The 25,453-nt window shown below is 36.8% G+C and carries 23 protein-coding genes and 1 riboswitch; of the genes, 10 read left to right on the top strand and 13 right to left on the bottom strand.

Annotated elements, in window-relative coordinates; all coding sequences use genetic code 11:
• Nucleotides 1-33 precede the first annotated feature (33 nt).
• On the bottom strand, nucleotides 34-990 hold the full coding sequence (locus tag Q0X66_RS01570; protein WP_297702725.1) for a glycosyltransferase family 2 protein: 957 nt from the start codon (nucleotides 988-990) through the stop codon (nucleotides 34-36).
• Between the two features lie 44 nt (nucleotides 991-1,034).
• Nucleotides 1,035-1,553, bottom strand: coding sequence for a DUF4199 domain-containing protein (locus Q0X66_RS01565; RefSeq protein ID WP_297702724.1), 519 nt, complete (start codon nucleotides 1,551-1,553; stop codon nucleotides 1,035-1,037).
• A gap of 167 nt (nucleotides 1,554-1,720) precedes the next feature.
• Here Q0X66_RS01565 and Q0X66_RS01560 point away from each other — a divergent pair, with 167 nt between their 5' ends.
• From Q0X66_RS01560 to mtaB, 3 genes are all read left to right on the top strand, one after another.
• Nucleotides 1,721-2,029, top strand: a complete 309-nt coding sequence (locus Q0X66_RS01560; protein ID WP_297702723.1) for a type B 50S ribosomal protein L31 — start codon at nucleotides 1,721-1,723, stop codon at nucleotides 2,027-2,029.
• A gap of 83 nt (nucleotides 2,030-2,112) precedes the next feature.
• Nucleotides 2,113-3,288 (top strand): GlmU family protein, encoded by a 1,176-nt coding sequence (locus Q0X66_RS01555; protein ID WP_297702722.1) that lies wholly within the window; start codon nucleotides 2,113-2,115, stop codon nucleotides 3,286-3,288.
• A 138-nt stretch (nucleotides 3,289-3,426) separates the two neighbouring features.
• A complete protein-coding gene (mtaB, locus tag Q0X66_RS01550) occupies nucleotides 3,427-4,755 on the top strand; it encodes a tRNA (N(6)-L-threonylcarbamoyladenosine(37)-C(2))-methylthiotransferase MtaB (protein WP_297702721.1) in 1,329 nt (442 codons plus the stop codon).
• Nucleotides 4,756-4,786: 31 nt separating this feature from the next.
• On the opposite strand, the gene Q0X66_RS01545 is transcribed toward mtaB, so the two are convergent.
• Nucleotides 4,787-5,080, bottom strand: a complete 294-nt coding sequence (locus Q0X66_RS01545; protein WP_297702720.1) for a GNAT family N-acetyltransferase — start codon at nucleotides 5,078-5,080, stop codon at nucleotides 4,787-4,789.
• A 174-nt stretch (nucleotides 5,081-5,254) separates the two neighbouring features.
• Between Q0X66_RS01545 and Q0X66_RS01540 the strand changes: the two genes are divergently transcribed.
• Together Q0X66_RS01540 and Q0X66_RS01535 are read left to right on the top strand one after the other, a co-directional pair.
• Nucleotides 5,255-5,917, top strand: a complete 663-nt coding sequence (locus Q0X66_RS01540) for an alpha/beta hydrolase (RefSeq protein WP_297702719.1) — start codon at nucleotides 5,255-5,257, stop codon at nucleotides 5,915-5,917.
• A gap of 45 nt (nucleotides 5,918-5,962) precedes the next feature.
• A complete protein-coding gene (locus tag Q0X66_RS01535; RefSeq protein WP_297702718.1) occupies nucleotides 5,963-6,919 on the top strand; it encodes a lytic transglycosylase domain-containing protein in 957 nt (318 codons plus the stop codon).
• 4 nt (nucleotides 6,920-6,923) lie between these two features.
• On the opposite strand, the gene Q0X66_RS01530 is transcribed toward Q0X66_RS01535, so the two are convergent.
• Nucleotides 6,924-7,439 (bottom strand): DUF2892 domain-containing protein, encoded by a 516-nt coding sequence (locus tag Q0X66_RS01530; RefSeq protein WP_297702717.1) that lies wholly within the window; start codon nucleotides 7,437-7,439, stop codon nucleotides 6,924-6,926.
• 2 nt (nucleotides 7,440-7,441) lie between these two features.
• Complete coding sequence (locus Q0X66_RS01525) at nucleotides 7,442-8,326, bottom strand: DUF6263 family protein (RefSeq protein ID WP_297702716.1); 885 nt, start codon at nucleotides 8,324-8,326, stop codon at nucleotides 7,442-7,444.
• 138 nt (nucleotides 8,327-8,464) lie between these two features.
• Here Q0X66_RS01525 and rpmH point away from each other — a divergent pair, with 138 nt between their 5' ends.
• The gene (gene rpmH, locus Q0X66_RS01520) at nucleotides 8,465-8,623 is read left to right on the top strand and encodes a 50S ribosomal protein L34 (RefSeq protein WP_297702715.1); all 159 of its coding nucleotides are present in this window, start codon (nucleotides 8,465-8,467) and stop codon (nucleotides 8,621-8,623) included.
• Between the two features lie 94 nt (nucleotides 8,624-8,717).
• The gene (gene carB / locus Q0X66_RS01515; RefSeq protein ID WP_297702714.1) at nucleotides 8,718-11,570 is read left to right on the top strand and encodes a carbamoyl-phosphate synthase large subunit; all 2,853 of its coding nucleotides are present in this window, start codon (nucleotides 8,718-8,720) and stop codon (nucleotides 11,568-11,570) included.
• 41 nt (nucleotides 11,571-11,611) lie between these two features.
• Here the strand turns inward: carB and Q0X66_RS01510 are convergent, their stop codons facing one another.
• Both Q0X66_RS01510 and gndA read right to left on the bottom strand, forming a co-directional pair.
• Nucleotides 11,612-12,631 (bottom strand): phosphotriesterase, encoded by a 1,020-nt coding sequence (locus Q0X66_RS01510; RefSeq protein WP_297702713.1) that lies wholly within the window; start codon nucleotides 12,629-12,631, stop codon nucleotides 11,612-11,614.
• A gap of 199 nt (nucleotides 12,632-12,830) precedes the next feature.
• Complete coding sequence (gene gndA / locus Q0X66_RS01505; protein WP_297702712.1) at nucleotides 12,831-14,240, bottom strand: NADP-dependent phosphogluconate dehydrogenase; 1,410 nt, start codon at nucleotides 14,238-14,240, stop codon at nucleotides 12,831-12,833.
• 180 nt (nucleotides 14,241-14,420) lie between these two features.
• Between gndA and zwf the strand changes: the two genes are divergently transcribed.
• Nucleotides 14,421-15,953, top strand: coding sequence for a glucose-6-phosphate dehydrogenase (gene zwf / locus Q0X66_RS01500; protein WP_297702711.1), 1,533 nt, complete (start codon nucleotides 14,421-14,423; stop codon nucleotides 15,951-15,953).
• A 9-nt stretch (nucleotides 15,954-15,962) separates the two neighbouring features.
• Nucleotides 15,963-16,676: a 6-phosphogluconolactonase gene (gene pgl / locus Q0X66_RS01495; RefSeq protein ID WP_297702710.1), complete on the top strand. Its 714-nt coding sequence runs from the start codon at nucleotides 15,963-15,965 to the stop codon at nucleotides 16,674-16,676.
• 50 nt (nucleotides 16,677-16,726) lie between these two features.
• Here the strand turns inward: pgl and Q0X66_RS01490 are convergent, their stop codons facing one another.
• The 5 genes from Q0X66_RS01490 to Q0X66_RS01470 all read right to left on the bottom strand — a co-directional run bounded on the left by Q0X66_RS01490 (nucleotide 16,727) and on the right by Q0X66_RS01470 (nucleotide 21,469).
• The gene (locus Q0X66_RS01490; RefSeq protein ID WP_297702709.1) at nucleotides 16,727-17,092 is read right to left on the bottom strand and encodes a 6-phosphogluconate dehydrogenase; all 366 of its coding nucleotides are present in this window, start codon (nucleotides 17,090-17,092) and stop codon (nucleotides 16,727-16,729) included.
• A gap of 5 nt (nucleotides 17,093-17,097) precedes the next feature.
• On the bottom strand, nucleotides 17,098-18,435 hold the full coding sequence (gene rmuC, locus Q0X66_RS01485; protein ID WP_297702708.1) for a DNA recombination protein RmuC: 1,338 nt from the start codon (nucleotides 18,433-18,435) through the stop codon (nucleotides 17,098-17,100).
• Nucleotides 18,436-18,498: 63 nt separating this feature from the next.
• Complete coding sequence (locus Q0X66_RS01480) at nucleotides 18,499-19,353, bottom strand: ABC transporter ATP-binding protein (protein ID WP_297702707.1); 855 nt, start codon at nucleotides 19,351-19,353, stop codon at nucleotides 18,499-18,501.
• Nucleotides 19,317-20,348, bottom strand: coding sequence for an iron ABC transporter permease (locus Q0X66_RS01475; RefSeq protein ID WP_297702706.1), 1,032 nt, complete (start codon nucleotides 20,346-20,348; stop codon nucleotides 19,317-19,319). Before Q0X66_RS01475 ends, Q0X66_RS01480 begins: the two co-directional genes overlap by 37 nt.
• Nucleotides 20,348-21,469, bottom strand: a complete 1,122-nt coding sequence (locus Q0X66_RS01470; protein WP_366938653.1) for an ABC transporter substrate-binding protein — start codon at nucleotides 21,467-21,469, stop codon at nucleotides 20,348-20,350. Before Q0X66_RS01470 ends, Q0X66_RS01475 begins: the two co-directional genes overlap by 1 nt.
• Before the next feature lie 241 nt (nucleotides 21,470-21,710).
• A riboswitch (cobalamin riboswitch) is annotated at nucleotides 21,711-21,937 on the top strand.
• Nucleotides 21,938-22,045: 108 nt separating this feature from the next.
• On the opposite strand from Q0X66_RS01470, the gene Q0X66_RS01465 reads away from it, so the two are divergent.
• On the top strand, nucleotides 22,046-23,872 hold the full coding sequence (locus Q0X66_RS01465; protein ID WP_297702704.1) for a TonB-dependent siderophore receptor: 1,827 nt from the start codon (nucleotides 22,046-22,048) through the stop codon (nucleotides 23,870-23,872).
• A 7-nt stretch (nucleotides 23,873-23,879) separates the two neighbouring features.
• On the opposite strand, the gene Q0X66_RS01460 is transcribed toward Q0X66_RS01465, so the two are convergent.
• Complete coding sequence (locus Q0X66_RS01460) at nucleotides 23,880-25,355, bottom strand: S41 family peptidase (protein WP_297702703.1); 1,476 nt, start codon at nucleotides 25,353-25,355, stop codon at nucleotides 23,880-23,882.
• Nucleotides 25,356-25,453: the final 98 nt, after the last annotated feature.

Genomic DNA, 25,453 nt, shown 5'->3' with positions numbered 1-25,453 from the left:
ATTGAAAATTTAAAATTACAAAGAATATCTGTTTTAAGGCCTTGAAAGATTTAATTCTTCAGAAATGGTATAGCGTTGTGCATTTACTCTTGATCTAACCATTATTTCTCCGAGGAACCCAGCTAGAAAAAATTGCGTTCCAATGATCATTGAAGTAAGCGAAACGTAAAATTGTGGTCTTTCAGACAGCAATCGTCCAAAGGGATTAATAAAGAGCTTGTCAATTCCAAGATAAAGAGCAAAACCGAAACCAATAATAAACATCAGAACACCTAATGCCCCAAATAAGTGCATTGGACGTTTACCAAACTTGGACACAAACCAGATAGTAATTAAATCTAATAATCCATTTATAAAACGCTCTGCTCCGAACTTTGTTTTACCGTATTTACGGGCCTGATGTTTAACAATTTTTTCACCTATATGGGAATAGCCTGCATTTTTAGCTAAAACGGGTATATATCGATGCATTTCTCCTGAGACTTCAATATTTTTAACGACATCGCCTCTGAATGCTTTCAGCCCACAATTAAAATCGTGTAATTTTACTTTGGATGTAATTCTTGCAGCCCAATTAAAAAGTTTGGAAGGAATGTTCTTGGAGAACAGGGAATCATATCTTTTTTTCTTCCAGCCCGATACCAGATCAAATCCTTCCTCTGTAATTAGGTTATAAAGTTGTGGTATTTCCTCCGGATTATCCTGTAAATCTGCATCCATGGTGATAATCACATCACCCTGTGCCACTTTAAATCCTGCATGAAGTGCCTGAGATTTTCCGAAATTCTTATGAAAACGTATTCCTTTTACGTTTTCATTTCTGTTCACTAACTGTTCAATAACTTTCCATGAATGGTCTGTACTGCCATCATCGATAAAGAGGATCTCGTATGAAAAATGATTGGATTGCATAACACCTGCAATCCAATCATGGAGTTCTTCTAAAGACTCTTCTTCGTTAAGTAAAGGAATAACTATAGATAGATTCATTGAGTTCTAAGGGAAATTCCTTCCAAAAGTACAATTTTTAATAATTAATAATCTGGTTTTGCTTTTTTCAGTATTAATCCTCCGATTAGTCCAATAACTAAACCAGCAAGGATATTAAATATTAAAATGAAAGGATAAGTAATCCAGAAATAATTAATTGTTCCATCGTATTGTTGTTGTATTTGTGCATCTGACATCTGACCACTCGCTTCACTAGCTGCTTTTGTGGTTTCTGCAATTTTTACTGCGAACTCCGGATCGAGTACATTAGATAAAAACAAGGTATAAATAACTGCAATAATTGCGGCAACTAAGGCTATTCCAGCTCCTAGTTTTAAGGCCTCACTTAAGGTTAAAAATCCTCCATTGGCCTTTCTAAAATTAAAAATACCCCAGATAATTACACCTACCATTATAACAATACTAATTACAGTATTACTTGGTTCTTGAGAAGTATGTGCATCCATTGAGAAGAGCATAATACCAAAAATTACGCTTATTGCGCCCAGGATTAATCCGTAATTCAATGAAAACTTTCCGGTTTTAGGCTGATTTTCTTCCATATTAATGTGATTTTAGTGTTATAAGATAGTTAGTTGTAATAGATTGATTTTTGTTACGTTTAAAGATACAATTTTTTGAGTTTTTTTTTGGGAAATTAAAATTGTAGTTTCTAAGAAATTTAATTAAATTTGCAAGCTGAAAATTCAGAAGTTTAAAAGAATATATAATGAGAAAAGGTATACATCCCGATAATTATAGATTGGTAGCATTTAAGGACATGTCTAACGATGATGTGTTTATTACCAAATCTACAGCAGATACAAAAGAGACTTTAGAAGTTGAGGGTGTGGAATACCCCTTGGTTAAATTGGAAATCTCAAGAACCTCGCATCCTTTCTATACCGGCAAGGCTAAATTGGTTGATACGGCAGGTAGAATTGATAAATTTAAGAGTAAATATAAAAAGTTTAAAAAGGAGGCAAAACCTGCTGCCCCGGAGGCTAAGGATGCTAAGCCTGGTACTGAAGAAAAATAAACTTTTTAAAATTCCGGATAAAGATGCGCCTCCGATTACTATCGGGGGCGTTATTTTTTTATTTTTATTTAAAATTTAAATAGATGAATTATATTCTCTTTGATGGTGCGGTCAGGAATTCGTTATTACCTTTTACTTTTACCCGACCTGTTGCCGATATAAGAATCGGTATTCTTACAATTAGGGAAAAATGGGAGAAACACCTCAATACAACTACGAGCACAAAGACAGAAGATTATCTTTCTAAAAAATATCGGTTAATTAATAGCTCCGCTAATATTTTACTGAACGCATCTTTTTGTCCAACGGAAGAACTTGTCTCGATTATATCTAATTTAAAAAAGAACGAAGCGGTTTTTAAAGAAGATCTTGTAATTGCTTATTTCACAGAAGATGCCGAACAAGAAGTGGATTTTTCCGATTTTAAAATAATAAATTTTGAAGGAGATTTAGTTAGAGTTGTAAATACCTGGGATATTTTTTCAAAAAATGGGGTTGCTTTACAGCAGGACTTCGATATGATTACTAAGGGAAGGAAAAGCGCTCCAATATCTTCTACCAATCATTTAATCAATCCTGAGCATATTTTTCTTGAGGAAGGAGCCAAAGTGGAATACAGTATTTTAAATGCCAGTAACGGCCCGATCTACCTGGGAAAGGACTCCGAAATATTGGAAGGAAACCTGATTCGTGGAGCATTTGCTTTGTGTGAAAAGGCGGTTGTAAAAATGGGGGCAAAGATTTATGGACCGACGACGGTTGGTCCTAAAGGCAAAGTATGTGGAGAAATAAATAATTCAGTGATTTTTGGAAATTCGAGCAAAGGACATGATGGTTATTTAGGAAATTCCGTTTTAGGAGAGTGGTGCAATATAGGGGCGGATTCCAACAATTCAAATTTGAAAAATAATTATGCCAAAGTGCGCTTGTGGAATTATGCCACCGAGCGATTTGAACATACAGGGCTTCAATTTTGCGGCCTTATGATGGGTGATCACAGCAAGACAGCTATTAATACAATGTTTAATACAGGAACCGTGATTGGAGTGAACGCAAATATCTACGTGCCGGGTTTCCCAAGAAATTTTGTACCCAGTTTTAGTTGGGGTGGAGCTTCCGGGTTTACAACATATCTGCCGAAAAAGGCTTTTGAAGCTGCAGAAGTAATGATGGCAAGAAGAGGAGTTATTTTTGACGAGCAGGAGGCAGATATCATGAACCATGTTTTTCAGTTGACAAAGAAGTACCGGAATTACTAACAGATGAATACTTAATATATCAAGGTGACCAATTAGTCCAATAGAGGGCTTCAAGTGTTTTGCAAACTGCTATGGTTTAGATGTTTTGCCCTAAATTTTGATATCTTTGCCATCTCTAATTTTGTATCATAGTTTTTAATGAAGAAGAGAGTAGCATTTTATACACTGGGTTGTAAGCTAAACTATTCTGAAACTTCGACCATTGCAAGGAGTTTTGAGAATAAGGGATACGATCGTGTAGATTTCACGGATCGTGCAGATATGTATGTTATAAATACATGTTCGGTAACAGAGAATGCTGATAAGCGCTTTAAAAGGCTTGTAAGACAGGCACAAACGATAAATCCCGAAGCTTTTGTTGCAGCCATTGGTTGTTATGCCCAACTAAAACCTCAAGACCTGGCTGATGTTCATGGCGTGGATCTGGTTTTAGGTGCTTCTGAAAAGTTTAAAATATTAGACTATATCAATGATCTTTCTAAGAATGATTTTGGTGTAATTCATTCCTGTGAAATTGAAGAGGCGGATTTCTATGTCGGCAGTTATGCCATTGGCAATAGAACCCGTGCTTTTTTAAAGGTTCAGGATGGATGCGATTATAAATGCACCTATTGTACTATTCCATTGGCCAGGGGTGTTTCAAGAAGCGACACCCTTGTAAATGTATTGAAAAACGCAAAGGAGATATCAGAACAAGGCATTAAGGAGATTGTACTTACCGGAGTAAATATAGGGGATTATGGTAAAGGAGAATTCGGCAATAAAAAGCATGAGCACACTTTTTTCGACCTTGTAAAAGCTTTGGATAAGGTTGAAGGTGTTCACAGATTTCGAATATCTTCAATAGAACCCAATCTACTGAAAAATGAAACCATCGATTTTGTTGCGGGCAGTAAAACTTTCGTACCTCATTTTCACATCCCTTTGCAGAGTGGGAGTGATGACCTTCTTAAACAAATGAAAAGGCGTTATCTAACGGATCTCTATGTAGATAGGGTGAAAAGAATCAGGAAAAAGATGCCTCATGCGTGCATTGGTGTAGATGTTATAGTGGGATTTCCCGGTGAAACCGATAAACACTTTTTGGAAACATATAATTTTTTAAACGAGTTGGAAATCTCCTATTTGCATGTTTTTACATATTCGGAACGAGATGGTACGGCGGCAGCAATTATGCCCCAGGTAGTTCCCAAAAATGTAAGGAGCAAGCGAAGTAAAATGTTACGGGGCTTGTCTGTTAAAAAAAGAAGGTCATTTTATGAGAGCCAACTTGGTAATAAAAGGACTGTATTGTTTGAAAGTGAGAATAAGGAAGGTTATATCCATGGGTTCACCGATAATTACATAAAAGTAAAAACACCTTGGAATCCTGAATTAGTAAATACTTTACACGAGGTAACCCTCTCTGATATCTATGAAGACGGATTGGTACAAATAAATTTTGTGCTAAATGAAGTCTGGGCATAAAAAAACCCCCAGAAAGGAGGTTTCTAAATTTTCAAATCCGGATGCCTACCGGGAGCATTTCCTTATATTGTCTGTTCTTTCGTAAAAAACCTGCAATTTGAGGACTTGTTGGAACCACTCTAAGGTTTTGCTCCTGTATGAGATTCAAAACCGACTTAATAAATTCTTCTTTGAACCCTTTTTGAGATATTTCCTCAGGAATAACCAATTTGGTTAAAAAAACTTTTCTTTCCTGCGAAGAGTATTCAATCTTGGCAAGATGACCATCAACCTTAGTTTCAAATTGACGCAAGAAACTATTATCCTTAATTGCTACTTCATTCATATAGTATGATTTAAAATGGTTTCAGATAAAAAATTACGATCTTGCAAGAACCGTAATTATCAATATTGTCGGCCAATGTTTAATACTCTAACTGGCAGTGGTAATTTAACAATCAGCGCACAAAATTAAGAAAAAAATTGCTAATTTCCTAGTAAATTCAATAGTTTAGATTAAATGGGCAACACTAAAATTCCAGTTTATTTCATGCCGGGAATGGCCGCAAGCTCTGCTATTTTTAAAAACATTGAATTACCAAAAAACAGATTTGAAATACATTTATTAGAATGGTTTATTCCGGAATACGGAATTACTTTTGAAGCCTATGCAGCCGCAATGTGCAGACAAATCAGACATAAAAAACCTGTGCTTATAGGTGTATCTTTAGGTGGACTGCTTGTGCAGGAAATGGCAAAGCTTGTAGAAGTAGAAAAAGTAATTATCATTTCGAGCATCAAACAAAAATCAGAATTACCTAAACGCCTGCTATTTGCTAAATACACCAAAATCCATAAATTACTACCAACCGGATTGGTAAATAATGTTGAGCTTTTAGTTAAATACGCTTTTGGGGAGATGGTTACAAAACGTCTGAAATTATATGAGGAATACCTGGCTGTGCGCGATAAATACTACATAGATTGGTGTATAGATAACATGGTTCATTGGGATCAAAGCAGTTACGATCCAAATTTAATTCATATCCATGGAGATAATGATGCGGTTTTTCCTATTCAATATATCAAGAATTGTCATGTAGTTGAGAATGGCACCCATACCATGATTATTCATAGATTTAAATGGTTTAATGAACGATTGCCCACAATTATTTTGGAATAAAGGAGTTGTATTTTATACCTTTGATAGGTCACTAAATAATATATTATGAGAATAATTAAGAATTCGTTGATGCTTTTAGGGGTTGCTTTTGTAATAAGTACCTTAATCTTTGCTGTGCAACAAGGGAAAAATTTTGGTGATGAATACCAGGGGAAGGAAATGGAAATAAAGGACAAAAATGTTTCCAGTGAATATCGAATTTCAGCTATTGAAATTCCGGCTGATTTAAATTTTGCTAACGAAATAGTTCCTCAGGAAGACCCTGAAATAATGGAACGTGTAGACAGAGAATTTTTGGTAAATACCTATTGGCAATCAAATGCTTTGCTTTTAATGAAGCGCGCTCATAAATATTTTCCCGTAATTGAACCTATACTCTCTAAAAATGGCATTCCAGATGATTTCAAATATTTGGCAGTAGCCGAGAGTGGTTTGCAAAATGTGGTGTCCCATGCCGGAGCTACAGGATTTTGGCAAATAATGAAGCCCACTGGCCGCGAATATGGTCTGGAAATAAATGACAATGTTGATGAGCGTTACCACCTTGAAAAGTCTACTGAGGTGGCGTGTAGATATTTGCTGAAATATAAGGAAAAATATGGTAGCTGGACCCTTGCTGCGGCAGCTTATAATGCCGGTCCAGGCTCTATAAACAAATATATGGGAATACAGCAGGCCAATGATTATTATGATTTACTGTTAGGAGAGGAAACAGGCCGATATGTTTTTCGGATTCTGGCCATTAAGGAAATACTCAGTAATCCGGAAAAATACGGATTTGACATTGAAAATGATGACCTTTACAATGCGGTACCAACATTTGACGTGGTGGTAGATGAACCGGTACAAAATTTTGCAGATTTCGCACAGCATTATGAAATCAATTACAAAATTCTTAAACGGCACAACGCCTGGTTAAGAGAACCTCATCTTAATAATGCTTCCGGTAAAACCTATACTCTAGAAATTCCTAATAAGGGGTACTACAAAGTATCAAAGTAAGCCTTTAAATTTTTTTCATTTGCTGCTGCATCATTTTTATCTGCTCGGTAAGCATGTTGTTCTTATCAAGTTTTTTGGCTTCCTGAAGGAGTGTTGTAGCTTCTCTTTTTCGTCTTTTTTGCATCGCTATACCCGCCAGACTAAGTTTGGCCATGGCTACATCATAGTCCATGTTTAAGCCCAATTTAAGTGCTTTTCTAAAATATTTTTCAGCCTGGGTTAGATTCTTTTGGGAAAAGATAATACCGAATAAGTAATTGTAATAACCTTGCTGTTTTTTGGTAAGCGAAGATTCAGGATTCTTTATTTTCTTTAGCCATTTTTCTGTTCCTTGCATATCCTGTTTACGCATCCTAAGGAAAGCCAGAAGAATAAATTCATTCCTGAAATAAAGAAACACAAAAATTGAAGAAAGTAAAATCAGAAAAATACCGTTTCCAATATTGCCCTCTATGAATTGGTAGACGGCATATGCAATGATAAGACCAGCAATAACCAGTTTAATATACTTGTTGAACATATTTAATTCTCTATTAATTCGTAAATAATTGTAGATTTTATACTTGTTGGGATTTCCTGATCACCCGTCTGAGTCATAGTTGTATATCCTTCAGCTAATCCATGAACCGTCATTTTTTTAACAAAACCAGTCATGATATCTGTTATTACAGATGAGTTCTGAGTACCATTCAGTTTCATTGTTGAAGCAGGTTCAACAACATCCATTACCACCAGGGCTTTTCCCTCTATATTTGCACTGGCTTCGGTTATCTCATTAAGGGTCCATGTGTTTTGAGCCTGAAGTTTACCCGCATATTCATTTTTCCAGCTATCACCTACCTCAATGGGAGTGGCAGGGTATATGAACGTTAGTTGTTCGTAACTATCGGCAAGCGCTTCCGAGCCAAATTCTTTTTCCAGAGATTTTTTCATCATGTTTATTGAAAATTCATCTTCCAAACCAGATGCATTAGCCATTTTTGATACCAGGCTATCACCGCCATTTACTTCTAAAACATCTCCTGTTCTGGCTAAAATAATTTGTATAGGAACATCTAATAGACTATTAAAGATTTTAGATTGCGCATCATCTTTCTGAAAATTCTTTGCGTTTACGTCAATCAATTCTCCCTGAATACTCGATGTTATTTTTAAGTTCAGGTCTTTAAACATTACGTCTATAGCATAAGTATTATTATTATCACCCTTAACTCTAAATTCCATTATCCCTTGAAGTGTATTGGTGATTTCATGGGTAGCTCCATCTATTTCCTGAGTTATAATTTGATTTGCGTCCTGCTTAATTGTAAAAACATCACCCAGGGATAGGTTGTACTGCATCGTGGATTGCCCAAATAATGTTGTATTAATGAACAGATAAATCAGTAAATATGATAACTTTTTCAACTTTTAATGCAAGAATTTTGAAGTTCCCGCAAAAGTACTAAAACTATCCGAAATATTTTTTTAATTCCATTTGCCAAAGCAAAAACTCTTTGTATATTTGCGCGCAGATTTTGGGAAGCCAAAGTAAAAAAAGCAGTAATGAAAAGAACATATCAGCCATCCAAGCGCAAGAGAAGAAATAAACATGGATTCAGGGAGCGCATGGCTTCAGTAAGCGGACGTAAGGTTCTTTCGAGAAGAAGAGCTAAAGGAAGAAAAAAACTTAGTGTATCTTCAGAGCCGAGACATAAAAAATAATGATTGATTTTTTTAAAATAATTAGGTGTTACTTTTTAAAAGTAGCACCTTTTTTTTTATCCAATAAGGAATACAATATCTAAAAAACAGAGAAATGCCAAAACGTAAGGATTTAAAATCAATACTAATAATTGGGTCCGGACCAATAATAATTGGACAGGCATGTGAATTTGATTATTCTGGTTCACAAGCTCTGCGTTCATTAAAAGAAGATGGTATTGAGACCGTCCTGATAAATAGTAATCCCGCTACTATTATGACTGATCCTTCTATGGCAGATCATATTTATCTTCTTCCACTTACCACCAAGTCTATTGTTCATATATTAAAACAGCACCCGAATATTGATGCAGTATTGCCGACAATGGGTGGACAAACTGCCCTGAATTTGTGTATTGAGGCCGGAGACAAAGGTATTTGGGATGACTTTGGAATTGATATTATTGGTGTTGATATAGACGCCATAAATATCACGGAAGATCGTGAGAAATTCCGCGAGCTAATGCTTAAAATAGGTATCGGAATGGCTCCCCAATCTACTGCTACTTCCTTTCTTGAGGGAAAGGAGATTGCCCAGGAATTTGGTTTTCCCCTGGTAATCAGAGCATCTTATACACTTGGCGGTGCCGGGGCTTCAATTGTATATAAACCGGAGGATTTTGATGATCTTTTAAGTGTAGGGCTTGAAGTATCACCCATACATGAGGTCATGATAGACAAGGCTCTCATGGGATGGAAGGAGTATGAACTTGAATTACTACGCGATAAAAATGATAATGTAGTCATTATTTGTACCATCGAAAATATGGACCCAATGGGTATCCATACCGGAGACTCTATTACAGTAGCACCTGCCATGACCTTATCTGACCGCACTTTTCAAAGGATGCGCGATATGGCAATACACATGATGAGAAGTATTGGAGATTTTGCCGGAGGATGTAATGTTCAATTTGCAGTGAGTCCTGATGAAAAAGAAGATATTATTGCGATTGAAATCAATCCAAGGGTATCCAGATCATCTGCCCTGGCTTCAAAAGCTACAGGATATCCTATTGCCAAGATTGCGGCTAAATTAGCCATTGGTTACTCTTTGGACGAATTGGAAAATCAGATAACCAAATCCACCTCAGCATTATTTGAGCCAACACTTGATTATGTAATTGTTAAAATACCTCGATGGAATTTTGATAAGTTTGAAGGGTCAGACAGAACTCTGGGTCTCCAGATGAAATCGGTTGGAGAAGTTATGGGAATAGGACGTTCTTTTCAGGAAGCCCTGCACAAAGCTACTCAGTCTCTTGAAATTAAGCGAAATGGCCTGGGAGCTGACGGGAAAGGATATAAAAATTATGACCAGATTATAAGTAAACTTACGGTTCCAAGCTGGGACAGGGTTTTTGTAATTTATGATGCCATACAACTGGGGATTCCTCTTAGCAGAATACACGAAATCACAAAAATAGATATGTGGTTCCTTAAACAATATGAAGAATTGAATCTGCTTGAAAAAGAAATATCTAAATATACCATTGAAAGCCTGCCCAGGGAATTGCTGCTCGAAGGCAAACAGAAAGGTTTTGCAGATAGACAAATAGCCCATATGCTCGACTGCTATGAGAGTGAAGTGCATAAGAAAAGAATAGCACTAAAGATTAACAGGGTTTACAAATTGGTAGATACATGTGCTGCTGAATTTAAGGCTATGACACCTTATTATTACTCTACTTTTGAAGAGGAAATTGAAACCCCTGAGGGGGAGCGGTTTGTGTCCAATGACAGCATCGTAACAGATCGAAAAAAAATTGTTGTACTTGGTTCAGGACCCAACAGAATAGGTCAGGGGATTGAATTTGATTATTGTTGTGTGCATGGCGTACTTGCAGCTGCCGAATGCGGTTATGAAACTATCATGATTAATTGTAACCCGGAAACTGTATCTACAGACTTTGATACTGCAGATAAATTATATTTTGAACCGGTGTTTTGGGAGCATATCTATGACATTATTAGACATGAAAAGCCAGAGGGTGTAATTGTTCAGTTAGGTGGACAGACCGCCCTTAAATTAGCGGAAAAGTTAGATAAATACGGGATTAAAATAATAGGGACTAGTTTTGAGTCTTTAGACCTTGCTGAAGACAGGGGAAGCTTTTCAAAATTATTGCAGGCTAATAATATTCCTTATCCAGATTTTGGAGTTGCAGAAAGTGCAGAAGAAGCTCTGGATTTATCAGATGAACTTGATTTCCCGCTATTGGTAAGACCTTCCTATGTGCTGGGTGGTCAGGGAATGAAAATAGTAATCAATAAGGAAGAATTGGAAGAACACGTGGTAGATCTGCTACGAAAAATACCTAATAATAAACTTTTATTGGATCATTATTTGGACGGTGCCATAGAAGCCGAGGCCGATGCCATATGTGATGGAAAAGAGGTATATATAATAGGTATTATGGAACATATAGAACCATGCGGGATACATTCAGGGGATTCTAATGCTACCCTGCCACCATTCAACCTGGGTGAATTTGTAATGCAGCAAATTAAGGATCACACCAAAAAAATTGCTCTTGCCCTTAATACAGTTGGTTTAATCAATATTCAGTTCGCTATAAAGGATGACTTGGTGTATATCATTGAGGCTAATCCAAGAGCATCCCGAACGGTGCCTTTTATATCTAAGGCATATGGAGAACCTTATGTTAATTATGCGACAAAGGTAATGTTGGGGGAAAAGAAGGTAAGTGATTTTAACTTTAGTCCCAAGCTGGATGGATTTGCAATAAAACAACCCGTTTTCTCATTTAATAAATTTCCGAATGTAAATAAAAACCTCGGGCCTGAAATGAAAAGTACGGGAGAGAGTATCTTGTTTATAGATAATTTGAAAGATGATCAGTTCTACGAACTGTATTCTAAACGAAAGATGTATTTGAGCAAATAAGTCGAAGGAACAATATTCCCAAATCAGCATGAATTTGATATTTATGGATTTTCTCGCTTTGTACCTATGCTCCTTTTTTGAATGGCATAGGCCTTAGAAGGGTTAACTGAAATTAGAAGATTAATTTCATCCTCGGTAAATCCTTTAGACCTTAGCAATGGAATTAGTGTTTTGAAGATGGGTGTATAAGGTTGAATGTTTTGCGTTTTTTTTTGTGGGTCATACCATCCGGCATCGTGTGATATCAGAATTTGATCTAAAAAACCATTTCTTTTCGCATATACCAATTTTTCAACATGTTTGTCCATTTCCCAGGCTAGACCATCAAGGCTTATCCAACAACCCGTTTCTGCAGCCTTTTGGTAGTTTGATTCTTCTTCTTCAGCTTGCGCATGGACCCAAATAAAAGCTTTTGACGATACCCCTTGCTCAGAAAGAATCTCCAATTGTGGCCATAGAGATAGTGCCTTTCCTGTATGTGAGGCAATTGTTAAACCACTTTTTAAGTGACACAGGGCTGCGGCTTTAACTAACTTCCCATGCATTGGACTTAGTGAATCCGTATTATCTACGCCTATTTTTATAAAACCAGGTTTTATGGTGGTTCCGTCAATTCCTTCTTCAAATTCTAATAGCCATTGTTGTGCTAATTCTTCAGCAGTTTTTTTCCTGACAATGTCTGGGATAAACTTGTTATTCTGAGCCCCATAAAGGCCCGTATTCGTAATAATTCTTAGGCCGGTCTTGTCTGCAAGCTCCCTTAATAGGTGTACATCTCTACCCAGGTATTGTGGAGTGGCATCAATAAAGTATTTCACATGAAAGTTCTGAAGTTCTAACAGAAAAGGGAGTACCTGTTTTGAAACATCAACCTTATTCCAGGAACTGGAAATTATACTATCTGCCCCAATAAAATCAACCAATATGTGTTCATGTGATAACCAAATTTCTCCGGTTTTTACCACGTGAATACCATTAATATCCTGAATGGATAACTGCTCGGTTTGGGCTATTCCGCCATAAACTACAAGGAAGAATATATATGAGGCAAGAAATTTCATTTGCTGAGGTTTCATCTCGTAGCTATAAATGACTAAATTTTCACGGCATATTTATGCTACTATAGTTTTTATTTGTTCAATTGTAAGGCTTTGGTTTATGCTGGTTAGTTATATTATCTTTTCATAAAATTATAGAATTGTTTTTTCTTTTATCATCAACTTCCTGCATCTATTAAAAAGGTAATAAGTTTAGACAAAATTAACTCCAATCGGTATGGAAAATACCTTCTCTGTCGGTTCGTTCATAGGTGTGTGATCCGAAATAATCTCGCTGAGCCTGAATAAGATTTAAAGGCAGTCTCTCAGAGGTATAGGCATCAAAATAACTTAGTGAGTTAAAAAGTCCCGGCATAGGAATGCCATTCTCTGCTGCATAAGTCACGAGTTCTCTTGCCGCTCCTAAAGAATCCTGTATTTTTTCTACAAATGAAGGTGCCAAAAGAAGATTTGCTAATTCTTTGTCGTCTTCAAAAGCCTTGGCAATATCTTCGAGCAGAGCCGCCCTTATAATACATCCGGCCCTCCAAATTCTGGCTATACTTGCCAGACTAAGCTCATATCCATATTCATCTGAAGCGGCCCTTAATTGATGCATTCCTTGTGCATACGTGATTATAAATGCGAAATACATGGCTTTTTCCGCTTTTGCAATAAGTTTTTCCTTTTCTTCAAAGTCTGTGGTACCTCGCTCATAAATTTTTGACGCTAATCCTCTTTCTTGTTTTAGAGCTGAGATCTCGCGCATGCTAACCGCAATATCTATTGTCGGAATCGGAATTCCAATATCCATTGCGTTTTGAGAAGTCCACTTACCCGTGCCTTTTTGCTTGGCTTTATCTAATATTTTATCTACTAATTGACCCTGACCCATTGGATCTTTTTTCTCAAATATTTTTGCACTTATCTCCACCAAAAAGGATTGCAGGTCTCCTTTGTTCCATTCAGCATAGACTTTTTGTAATTCATCATTGTCTAGCTGTCCTCCCTTTTGAAGCAGATCGTAAAATTCAGCGGTTAATTGCATTAATCCATATTCTATTCCATTGTGCACCATTTTTACATAATTTCCTGCCGATTTTGGACCCATATAGGCCACACAAGGTTCATTATTAAATTTGGCTGCCACGGCTTCAAAAATAGGCTGTACTTCTTTATATGCCTCTCTGGAGCCACCTGGCATAATGCTAGGGCCCTTTCTTGCCCCTTCTGCGCCACCGGAAACACCAGCACCAAAAAAATGAATTCCCTTGGATTGTAAATACGCTTCTCGTCTGTCTGTATCTGTAAAAAATGAATTTCCTCCGTCAATTATAATATCATCCGGTGCTAAATAGGGCAGTAAACTTTCAATCACAGCATCCACAATCTTTCCAGCGGGCACCAACAACATAATTTTGCGAGGCTGCGAGAGGGCAGCAACAAAAGAACTAATATCACCAGACGCATTCACCCTGTCTTTATCTCCCCCTTCTTTTATTAACGCACTCACCTTTTCAGGATCAAGGTCATAGCCATAAGCTTTATATTCGTGGTCTGCGACATTTAAAATAAAATTTCGACCCATCACACCAAGGCCCACCAGTCCAAAATCATATGTCTTATTTTCCATAATTATGGTTTTATATGTTTATTCGACTTAGGATGGATACCTCAAATTTCTTCTTTTGGAGAAACAAATAAATTTTATCTTAGCCAAAGGCGAGATTCAAAAATAATTTAAAATATTCAATTAAGGGTCTCTTTACATTTTCTCTCAAAGTTTAAAACTAAATAATTAACTTAACTGTCTATGAGTAAAGTAGAAAATCAAATGCTGATAATTTTTGGTGCTTCAGGTGATCTTACAGCAAGAAAGCTTATTCCGGCTTTGTTTGATCTTTATAAGGGAAACCATCTGGCCGAAAACTTTGTCGTTTTAGGAACCAGCAGAAGTATTTTAAGTGATCAGGAATTTAGAGAGAAGGTTGTTACTAAAAGTATGTATTTAAAGGAGATGCTTAATGACCATGACGAAGCCTATATAAAGGCCTTTGCCAATAAGATCTTTTATACTGATATCGGGAAGGATTACGATTCAGATTACAGCAAATTAAAAGAACGTATCTCTTCACTTAACGAAAAGCATGGTACGGAAAACAATTTTATGTTCTATTTGTCGACTCCTCCAAATATTTATGAGACTATTGCAATGAATCTCGCCGGCCAGGAATTAGCAGATGAGTCTCAGGGCTGGAAAAGGATTATCGTAGAAAAACCATTTGGTTACAGTTACGAAACCGCTAAAAATCTAAATAGTGGGCTTCAAAAATACTTTAATGAACCCCAGATTTATAGGATAGATCACTACCTGGGTAAAGAAACAGTTCAAAACCTTTTGATAACCAGATTTGCAAACAGCATATTTGAGCCTTTGTGGAACAGAAATTACATTCATCATGTGGAGATAACTAATGCGGAAACAGTAGGAGTTGAAAAAAGAGGTGGTTATTATGATAAATCGGGAGCATTACGGGATATGTTCCAGAATCACCTTTTGCAAATTATCTCATTGGTAGTAATGGAACCACCTATTGATGATAAAGCTGAAGAAATAAGGAATGAGAAAGTAAAAGCCCTGAAGTCTCTGAGGATTATGAGAGATGAAGAAACACTTTTTAAAAACACGATTAAAGGCCAATATTTGACTTCGGAAATAATGGGCGAAACGGTACCAGGCTATAGAGAAGAAGAAGGTGTGGATCCTGAATCTACTACGGAAACTTATGCGGCATTAAAATTTTACATCGATAACTGGCGATGGAAAGATGTGCCTTTTTACGTAAGAACTGCAAAAAGAATGCCTACAAAAGTTACCGAAGTTGTAATACATTTTAAATCGCCTCATCATCATATTTTTAGTGAATCAGGGATTATTGATAAAGACAATAAGTTGATTATACGCATACAACCAGATGAAGGTATTTTAATAAAATTCGGGGTTAAAGTTCCGGGGCAGGGTTTTAAGGTAGAGCGAGCGAATCTTGAATTTTACTATTCCGGCTTAGCAGAGACAAACGTAATGAGTGCCTATGAACGACTCTTGTTGGATGCTATGCAGGGAGATCCAACATTATATGCGCGGGCAGATGAAGTGGAAGCGGCCTGGGAGTTTGTGGATCCAATTTTAGAATATTGGAAGACCGGCAAAGATGTTAAAACCTATGGCTATTCCTCTGGAGTCTGGGGTCCTCAAAATGCCGACGAACTTTTTGAAGGACATTTGAGCTGGCGGAACCCGGGGGAAAACCTTGCAGATGATCCTGGTTTCTGTGTAATTTGTTAGGTCTGGAGGATGGAAGTCAATATAGCAGGATCAAAAAAGCAAACAGCGAGGTCGTTTTCAGAATACCTTACAAATCTTATATCTAAAAATAATATTTTACATATTGCCCTGTCAGGTGGGAGTACTCCGAAGGAGGTTTTTAAGGAATTGGCAAGCCATTTTAAAAATGAGATAGATTGGTCCAAAGTTCAATTCTATTGGGGTGATGAACGCTGCGTTCCACCGGATGATGAGGAAAGCAACTATAAAATGGCAAATGAGTATCTATTTTCAAAAATAGAACTTCCTTTAACGAACATACACCGTATTAAAGGCGAGAATGAACCACTAGGAGAAGCCAAAAGATATGCAGATCTTTTAGAAAAAAACCTTCCTAAGGTTGGAAGGCAACCACAATTTGATCTTGTTATCCTTGGCCTTGGAGATGACGGCCATACAGCTTCTATATTTCCAAACCAGATTAATTTATGGAATTCTGAGGCGTACTGTGAGGTTGCAGAACATCCTGAATCTGGCCAGAAACGAGTTACTCTAACGGGCAATATTATAAATAATGCAAAAGAGGTTGTTTTTTTAGTTACGGGTGAGAATAAGGCGCAAAAAGTATTCGAGATAATTAAGAGGAAGGGAAACTATACTGCTTACCCTGCTTCTCTTGTTGAGCCTATTTCAGGCAGGTTAAACTGGTTTTTAGATGCAGAAGCTACAAAATTACTTGAATGAAGTGGATTTTTGAAATCAACTGAAGCTAAGAACAAGCCTTTATTAAGAAATTAGTTTTTAAAATGAGGTGATTTTTCGAGTTTAACCTCCGTAATGAAATATTTTGTGTCACCCCACCAGGAGAACGTAGCATAACGCTCCTCGTAATCGAGTTTGACATAGGCTCCCTGATATTCTTTCAGCTTATCTATTACATCTTTCTTTCTACTGGACACGGAAAATTTAAATATCTGAGCACCTGAAATGCCCTGGCTTAATTCACCTTCCCATGTCTTCATAACAACGCCTTTATGACTGATTTTAATCAACTCTCCGGATCGGACACCTTCACTATAGGGAACATAATAGACAAAAGTAAAGTAAGAGACGACAGCCAAAATTATAACAGTAACCGCTATGAATAAATATTTTTTCATGTATACTAATTTAGTTTTTCATCAAAATCATCTTGCTGGGCTCTTTCCAGATATTTATCCGGCAGAGATTTTTTCGCTTTAGCCCCCATTTTTTTAAGTTTTTCAATGCTTGTTATAATATTACCGCGACCTTCTACCAATTTATTCATAGCGCCCTTATACTCAATCTTTGCCTCATCCATTTTTTTACCCAATTTGGTTAAATCTGATATAAATCCTTCAAATTTATCGTATAATGCACCAGCCTGCCTGGCAATTTCAATGGCATTTCTTTGTTGCTTCTCATTATTCCACATGCTATCAATAGTGCGAAGTGTTGCCAATAAGGTTGAAGGTGTGACAATTACAATATTTTGCTCAAATGCTTTATTATAAATAGAGTTATCATTGTTTATTGCGATTGCAAAAGCAGGTTCTATAGGAACAAACATCAGAACAAAATCGGGGCTTTCCATTTCATAAAGATCTTCGTATTTTTTTGAAGATAACTGGTCCACATGGGTCTTTATAGAACTTATATGTTCTTTTAAATATTTTTCCTGAAATTCTTCTTCAGCATTAATATAACGTTCATATGCAGTAAGGGACACCTTAGAATCTACAACCATTTTTTTACCATCAGGAAGATTAATTATTACGTCTGGCAATACCTTGCTGCCATCTTCCCTGGTAAAACTTTGCTGAACTGAATATTCCCTGTCTTTTTCAAGACCTGATTTTTCAAGGACCCTCTCCAGTACTAATTCTCCCCAATTTCCTTGCATTTTACTATCCCCCTTTAGCGCTTTTGTCAGGTTTTCTGCTTCCTGGGTAATTTTTAAATTTTGGCTTTGCAGGTTTAATAATTGTTCTTTAAGGGAGGAATGGATACTGATGTTTTCTTTTTGACTCTTCTCCACTTTGTCTTCAAATGTTTTAATTTTTTCCTTTAAGGGATTAAGAATATTTTCAATATTTTCTTTATTCTGCTTGGTGAATTTTTCAGACTTTACATCTAATATTCTATTGGCTAAATTTTCAAATTCTTTAGTAAACTTTTCCTGAAGTTTTTCTACTTCTCCCTTCTGCTCTGAATTTTTCTGCTGCAGGTTTTCCATTTCGGCCTCATATCGACTGATCTGAATCCCTAATCGTTCTTTTTGCGATCGCAATTCACTGGTCTCTTCAACACCTAATGCTAACCTTTTCTGCATTTCTGTAAGGTTATTCCTGAGCTGTTGCTCACGTTCGAGAAGGGTGCTGTGACTCGATTTTGTTTTAAGATTTTGGATGTAGTTACCTAAAAAATAACCGGCTACCAAAAAAACCAAGGCAAGTATACTATAAACCAAATAGGCTTCCATAGAGTGTTGATTCTGTAAAGTAAAGATAATTGATTAACATTAAATTTTCAGTTGTAGCATAACTTACTTATTAATCTTAAATGAACCCGATTCGGGGTTAAAGGTAATGGTGTCTTTGGGGAATAAATCCTCAAAGCTTTTGCTCTCTATAAGTTCACAAGGAGCGCCGAAATTATTATTGTCCTTATTCATAACAAATATTTTATCACAAAGCTGGATAGCAAGGTCTATTTCGTGGGTGGTGTAAAGAACCACCTTATTAGTATCATGAGCTATTCTTTGTAATAGTTTTAATATGTGTACTTTATGATAGAGATCCAAATGGGTGGTAGGCTCATCCAAAAGTATAATTTCGGTATCCTGGGCCAAGGCCCTGGCTATCATGACCTTTTGTAATTGTCCATCACTAAGTTCGTAACATTTATTATGTCGTAAACTCTCCAATTCTAAAATTTCAATAGCCTTTAGGATTTTTGATTGATCCTCAGCAGATAAAGTCCCAATCCAGTTGGTATAAGGATGTCTTCCCAAACTGATAAGTTGTGATACCGTCAGATTTTTTGATGCAATTGGTTCTGTAAGAACTATACTCACGAGGGTTGCGAGTTCATCTGACTTTAAAGATTCAATGAGTTTATTATTTATAGTTACTGAACCGGATAATTTGGGCTGTACTCGTCCCAAAGTTCGCAATAGTGTAGATTTGCCAATACCGTTTATGCCAACAATTGCGCCGAGCTCACCTTTGGCCAGTCCAAAACTAATATGGTCAGCTACATCTGTTTGCTTTTTACCAGAAGTATACCCAATGGCTAAATTCTTAGCTTCTAATATGATATTTTCTTTTTTTGTCGAGATGATGGAGAAGTTTTTATAAGTGATTAAAATATCATTTTCTTCTTTCGCACCAATAGCCATATGACCACAGGTGCACCTACAACCGAAGTAATAGCGTTTAATGGCAATACATAGGAGGATGAGGGTAATTGAGCTATCAAATCACAAAGTAACAGAAGTATGGCCCCGTAAACAAGTACTGCAGGCACCAATATTCTATGATCTGTGGTATTAAAAATCTGACGGGTTAAGTGAGGTACCGCGAGTCCTATAAAAGCAATGGGACCTGCAAAAGCTGTTACCGCACCTGCTAGTAAACCTGTCGCTATAATAATTATGAAACGAGTCTTCTTTAAGCGCACACCCAGACTACGCGCATAATTCTCTCCCAGTAACAGGGCATTGAGCGATTTGACAGAAATAATACTCAATATAATGCCTGCAAGGATAAATGCGGTTAACACAGCCAGTTGTACCCCAGATAAATTTCCTACGCTGCCAAATGCCCAAAAGATATATTGTTGCAATTTTTCGGCATCCGTGAAATAAGAAAGGACGCTTACCAGAGCAGCAGTGATACTGCCAAACATTAATCCAATTATGAGCAATGCCATGGTATCTTTAACTCTTGTGGCTACTGTAATTACAGCCAAAAGGACTAAAAAACTTCCTATACTTGAAGCGATGGCCAGGGAAACGTCATTGATGACTTCAAAAATAAACCAATGGGAAAATAGCGTAGATCCCATGATTAAGAATGCCGCACCCAAGCTTGCGCCTGAGCTTATTCCCAAAACAAAAGGGCCTGCTAATGGGTTTCTGAAAAGAGTCTGCATTAATAAACCACTAAGAGACAGCCCGCTACCCACTAAAATGGCGGTAAAGGCCTTTGGAATCCTGTAATTCCATATAATGTAATGCCACGATTCGTTTGCAACTGCTCCTCCAAAAATACTCTTCATAGTATCATTGAACGGAATGGCTACAGATCCAAGACTAAGATTAAGTACAAAACAAAAAAGCAAAACCAAAAATAAGATTAGAAAAGGAAACAGGTATGTATTTGATCTTTGCACTACTGTAAGGGTTTATAAAAGAAAAGCTGGTGTTCCGGAAGCAATTCGGGATGAAAAATGTATATAAGGTCTTTTAAGATCAAATCGGGCCTGGCAGGCCCCAATTCATAAAACAACAAACCTCCACTTTCTCCTTTGGTGTTGGCAAAAGTGTATATTTTTTCTTCTTTATAGGCTTTAAACTGTCTATAATGTCTGCTAGCCTCTTCAAGTTCATTATAAGATATAAATTGAGAAGGAGAAACCCAAAATGAAGCGTTTCTTGCTTTGGCTAGCACACTTTCTAAACTTAATGAAAGACTGCCGGTTGCGTTTGTGCCACTCCATAAGTAATCTGCATTGGCGTCATTAATAAAGCCGGCTGCCCAACTTTTCCCTCCTGGGAGATACCATACATCTTTATATAGTGCACCGCTAAGCACTGTCGGTTTGTTGGTCGCTTGCATCGCCAAAACCTTGGCGGCTAAATAATTTGTTTCAATAGTCTTAAAAATGTCTTCAGCTTCTTCCTCCAAACTAAAGAAAGGTGCAAAGAACTTAATCCACTCTGCCTTACCCAAAGGTGTTTCTTCTGTCCAATCTCCATTGTAAACAAGCGGAATATTTGAACGCTGAAGAGTTTCGTAGGCCCTATTCTGATTATTTATGCTGAAACCTATTACTAGATCAGGATTAAGGTTAATGGCCATTTCAGTATTAATAGACTCGTTATTACCCAAATCTGTTATTTCTCCCTTATCTATTTTTTTCCTGGTAACTTCTGAAGAAATATATCTTGTATCAGGAAAACCTACGAGCTTGTCTATAACTCCCAGATTCTCCAAAGCGGGTATATGGGTTGTTGAGGTGGCAATAATTCGTTCCACAGGAACATTTATAATTGCATCAAAATCCTTTTTGTTTAGTATTGGTAATGTTTTAAGTTCTTTAGGCACTAAAGCATAAGTAAAAGCCTCCTCTGCATCGGGCCAGGGAGAAAACACCTTGATTATGGTAATTCCCGAAGCAGACTTCTCAATTGAGAAGCCTTTGGCATAATTAATGGCAACCATATCCATATTTAAGGTTTCGGGCAAAGAAATCTCACTTTTCTTTTTACAGGAAACAAGGACTAGAAGCAAACTAAGTAGGGCTATATATTTAATTGCGAATGGATTCATAAACACTTTCGCAAGGTAACAAAAGTCACATTTCTAAAATTATATACTTTCTAAATTTGTTAAAAATTCTCATATGGGAAGAGATTCTAATATCATAGTCTATGTCATTGGGGGAATTGTAATACTTCATTTCATTGTTGGAATTCTCTGGCTTATCAGTAAACTGGGAAGGAAAAGGGACTCGGACTAGAGAAATAGTGCTACATTAGCGACGAAATTTGGTTTTCACTTCTTTAATTAGAATTGAAATTAAAAGGGAATCCGGTTTAATTCCGGAACTGTTCCCGCAACTGTAAGCTTAGTTCCTATAATAAGGAATGCTTGTTACCACTTCAATACCACTGTTTGTGTTCTTTTAAATTGAACATCCACGGGAAGGTTGGTGGCAAGACGCAAGTCAGGAGACCTGCCCAATTCAACAAACAATGTTAAACTTTCGGGTTAAAAGTTTACGTATGGAACAGCTGTACAATTTTCCCGCACTATTATTTGACTATAATGATAAAAAGAGGCTCTCTTTTTTGTATTCTTTGCGTAATGTTAACAACGTTATCTGCCCAGAACCAAAGGGATACCATGGATTTACAGGAATTAGATGAGGTGGTGGTCAGTGATTCCAGATTTCCTTTAAAAAGGGAAAACTCCGGCAAAACGGTAATTAAGATTGGCCTTAAGGAACTGGAAAATAGCCAGGGTAAAACCGTAGCGGAGATAATTAATACCAAAAGTGGAATTGAAATCAACGGGAGCCGTGGCAGACAGGGAGAGGTGTTAGGTATTTTTGCCCGGGGTGGCAGAGGCAGGCAGGTTTTAATCTTGATTGACGGTATAAGAGTTTCTGATCCTTCTTCTTTTTCGCAAGAATATGATCTTCGATTGCTCGCCACATCGAAAATAGAATCAATTGAAATCATTAAAGGAGCTTCCAGTACGTTGTATGGCATGAGTGCAGCAACTGCTGTAATTAACATTCTGAGTAAGAAGGCTTCGAACAAAAAAATTAGTGGTGATTTTCAATCCAGTATTGGGACGAACCAATCTTCATTAGAACAGAATTATAATATTGCAGATTTTAGCAACACCGCCTCGGTAACAGGAACTCTTGACAGCTTTACTTATTCTCTTGGCTTTTCCAATGTTTATACTAATGGTTTATCATCAATTATTACCGAATCTAACGAGGAAGACCCTTTTTCAAGATATAATATTGATCTAAAATTAGGATATACATTTAATGATCAGGTAAATCTTACTATTTACGCTAATCAGACGAATTTGAACAGTGCTTATGATGAATCTTTTGGCTTAATTGATGCTCCTTATACTTTTCTTACAGAACAAAAACGGTTGGGTATTTCTTCCAAATGGACTTATGAAAACGGGGATTTAAATTTAAAAGGATCATTTACAAATTATAAGTCGGACAACAGGAGTGCCTTCCCTTCTATGTTTGAAGGGAATAATTATGTGGTTGATCTGTTTAACAGATATACCTTTGACGATCGTATATATGCCATTTTGGGAATTAATTATAATCTCGATAGAGCTGAAGTGGACGGAATGCAGGAATTCTCGCTTATAGACCCTTATGCCAATTTGGTTTATGTTTCATCTTTTGGGTTAAATGTAAATGCCGGGCTACGATTAAACCTTCATTCGGAATATGGTTCACATATAGTATACAATATTAATCCGTCTTATTCAATGGCTTTAGATGAGGGCTATTTAAAATTTATGGGCTCTTATGCCACCTCTTATATCACACCTTCACTAAACCAGTTATTTGGGATTTTTGGTGCTAACCCATTGTTAGAACCTGAAACTAACCGAACTGCCGAAGGAGGTCTGGAGTATAAAGCAAATGAGACATTAAGGTTAAGCGCTTTGTATTTCAATAGAAAAGAAGACAATTTTGTATTTTTTGACAATACTCTTTTTCAATATTTTAATGCTTCAAATACAATTAATGTACAAGGTTTTGAGGCCCAATTAGATTGGGTACCCCTTGTGAAAATGAATTTGACCGCAAACTACACTTTTACGGAAAGAAAAGGAGATAATGCTATAAGAATACCTAAACACAGTTTTAATGCGGCTTTGAGTTATAGCTTTACTACCAAGACCTATACATCTCTTACGTATTCATATACAGGTAAACGCCTGGATACGGATTTTAACACATTTGATGAACAGGTTCTCGAACCTTTTTCAACTTTTGGTATTTATATATCACAAGAAGTAATGGCAAATAAACTCAAATTCTTTTTAAGCATAGAAAATGTGTTTAATACCAATTTTACCGAGGTAATAGGATTCACCACAAGAGGTCGGAACCTTAGGTTAGGATTGAGTTTAAAACTCTAAGTTATTATTATTTCAAATCAAGGTTTAGATGAAGAGGCTTATCCAATACCATATTGTCCTTCATTGGAGTAAACATTTTAGAGCTTGTGAATGGCTCAACAGGCGTCTTTACGGTAAAATCCCTTTTCCCTGATATACCTGTAACTTCTTCAATGGCCCTGGCCAGTAATGGTTCATTTTCATCCCCTAGAACTCCCAGGTTTTCCAAATCCTCCTTTAATTCAATATCAGGGTCAAAACCTGCTGAATAATCCGAGAAGCCTACAGAATTTTCATTTCTTCCTACCAATGGTTGAATAGCCCAGCTATTATCGGGGTTAATCTGGTTTTCTCTGGAAGGGGTATAAATAAAAGGAGCTCCATCACGGTCTGGATCATCCACCATTGTAAGTGAAAATTCATTCTTGCCCCGGGTTGTAGCACCTATTTTAATAACTTCAACATAGGGATTTAAAGCATTAATTACCAATTCACTAGCCGAAGCCGAACTCCCGGTTGTTAATACATAAACCCTGTTCAAGTTTAAAGTATTTATTGTTGTGCCTGCCCCTGTTCTGTCTGCAAAATAGTCAGTTAAATCCTCGTCAGAAAAAACGCCTTGCAATTTGTCATTCCAACGTTGTCTGAGGTATAAATTATTGGTATTGGTACTAAAAATCATGCTTGAAAGTAAGCGGGAAGAATTTACAGAACCGCCCGGATTATAGCGTAAGTCAAGCACTAAATCACTAACCCCATCAGTCTTTAATTGTCCGAAAGCATCATTCAAAACTTCATCAAACTCGTTTGTAAAATTATTATACATCAGATAGCCTATTTTTTGACCATTTATATCGAAGGACTTTACTACAAAAACCGGATTTTCAACTAACCCTTCCTGTTTAGTCAATTCCACACTTTTGTCATTCGGAGTAACTATTCCATCTGCAATATCCGCCATATTCAATGTGTAGGTTGCATTTTCACCAAACAAAAGATCCCGGTAATTACTTTCATTTAAACTTTGCCCATCCACCCCAGTGAATAATTCTCCACGGGAGATGTCTTTTGTAGAAGCATCAGAATTAGGAACAATATAACGTACGTACCCAAAGATATCTGTATCGTTCTCACCATATAAAAATAAACCAAATTCCAGACCGTTACTTCGCGAGATTCCGGATAAATTATCCGTGAGTTCTTTATAATCCATATTATAAAAGCTAAAGCGATCTTCTGAAAAGCGCAGTTTATTATCGAAAAAATCAGCAGGATCCGCTTCCGAGAATAAAAATTCAGTGTACTCCTCGTTGGTGCTAAATCTATCATCCGCCAGGTCGGCTACATCCGATTGCCAGAAATACCAGATATTCATAGCCTTCCACATAAAGTCCTGAACACTTGCTGAGTCACCTCCGGGGCCGCTGACACCTATGTCATCATCTTTACTGCAGGAAATATTTAGGGAGACAATCCCTATAAATAAAAGGAGAAACTTTTTCATTTGGCAAATTTACATAGTTTCTACAACTATCATTCCAATTTTAATATTCATTAACACTATTCCCCCAATTGTGTTATTAGTTCTGTTATATATAAAAA

The organism is uncultured Eudoraea sp. (assembly GCF_947260015.1).
Lineage (GTDB): Bacteria > Bacteroidota > Bacteroidia > Flavobacteriales > Flavobacteriaceae > Eudoraea.
The sequence above is the reverse complement of the archived record's forward strand: the minus strand, read 5'-3'. Positions and strand labels throughout refer to the sequence as shown.

Excerpts from the sequence above, each read along its gene's own strand:
- Q0X66_RS01490 (WP_297702709.1), bottom strand. The coding sequence starts at position 17,092 with ATGAAAAAATATTTATTCATAGCGGTTACTGTTATAATTTTGGCTGTC.
- Q0X66_RS01460 (WP_297702703.1), bottom strand. The coding sequence starts at position 25,355 with ATGAAAAAGTTTCTCCTTTTATTTATAGGGATTGTCTCCCTAAATATT.
- Q0X66_RS01565 (WP_297702724.1), bottom strand. The coding sequence starts at position 1,553 with ATGGAAGAAAATCAGCCTAAAACCGGAAAGTTTTCATTGAATTACGGA.
- Q0X66_RS01570 (WP_297702725.1), bottom strand. The coding sequence starts at position 990 with ATGAATCTATCTATAGTTATTCCTTTACTTAACGAAGAAGAGTCTTTA.
- Q0X66_RS01560 (WP_297702723.1), top strand. The coding sequence starts at position 1,721 with ATGAGAAAAGGTATACATCCCGATAATTATAGATTGGTAGCATTTAAG.
- pgl (WP_297702710.1), top strand. The coding sequence starts at position 15,963 with ATGGAAGTCAATATAGCAGGATCAAAAAAGCAAACAGCGAGGTCGTTT.
- Q0X66_RS01530 (WP_297702717.1), bottom strand. The coding sequence starts at position 7,439 with ATGTTCAACAAGTATATTAAACTGGTTATTGCTGGTCTTATCATTGCA.
- Q0X66_RS01540 (WP_297702719.1), top strand. The coding sequence starts at position 5,255 with ATGGGCAACACTAAAATTCCAGTTTATTTCATGCCGGGAATGGCCGCA.
- Q0X66_RS01510 (WP_297702713.1), bottom strand. The coding sequence starts at position 12,631 with ATGAAATTTCTTGCCTCATATATATTCTTCCTTGTAGTTTATGGCGGA.
- Q0X66_RS01465 (WP_297702704.1), top strand. The coding sequence starts at position 22,046 with ATGTTAACAACGTTATCTGCCCAGAACCAAAGGGATACCATGGATTTA.
- Q0X66_RS01555 (WP_297702722.1), top strand. The coding sequence starts at position 2,113 with ATGAATTATATTCTCTTTGATGGTGCGGTCAGGAATTCGTTATTACCT.
- mtaB (WP_297702721.1), top strand. The coding sequence starts at position 3,427 with ATGAAGAAGAGAGTAGCATTTTATACACTGGGTTGTAAGCTAAACTAT.
- Q0X66_RS01545 (WP_297702720.1), bottom strand. The coding sequence starts at position 5,080 with ATGAATGAAGTAGCAATTAAGGATAATAGTTTCTTGCGTCAATTTGAA.
- zwf (WP_297702711.1), top strand. The coding sequence starts at position 14,421 with ATGAGTAAAGTAGAAAATCAAATGCTGATAATTTTTGGTGCTTCAGGT.
- rpmH (WP_297702715.1), top strand. The coding sequence starts at position 8,465 with ATGAAAAGAACATATCAGCCATCCAAGCGCAAGAGAAGAAATAAACAT.
- carB (WP_297702714.1), top strand. The coding sequence starts at position 8,718 with ATGCCAAAACGTAAGGATTTAAAATCAATACTAATAATTGGGTCCGGA.
- Q0X66_RS01480 (WP_297702707.1), bottom strand. The coding sequence starts at position 19,353 with ATGGCTATTGGTGCGAAAGAAGAAAATGATATTTTAATCACTTATAAA.
- Q0X66_RS01535 (WP_297702718.1), top strand. The coding sequence starts at position 5,963 with ATGAGAATAATTAAGAATTCGTTGATGCTTTTAGGGGTTGCTTTTGTA.
- gndA (WP_297702712.1), bottom strand. The coding sequence starts at position 14,240 with ATGGAAAATAAGACATATGATTTTGGACTGGTGGGCCTTGGTGTGATG.
- rmuC (WP_297702708.1), bottom strand. The coding sequence starts at position 18,435 with ATGGAAGCCTATTTGGTTTATAGTATACTTGCCTTGGTTTTTTTGGTA.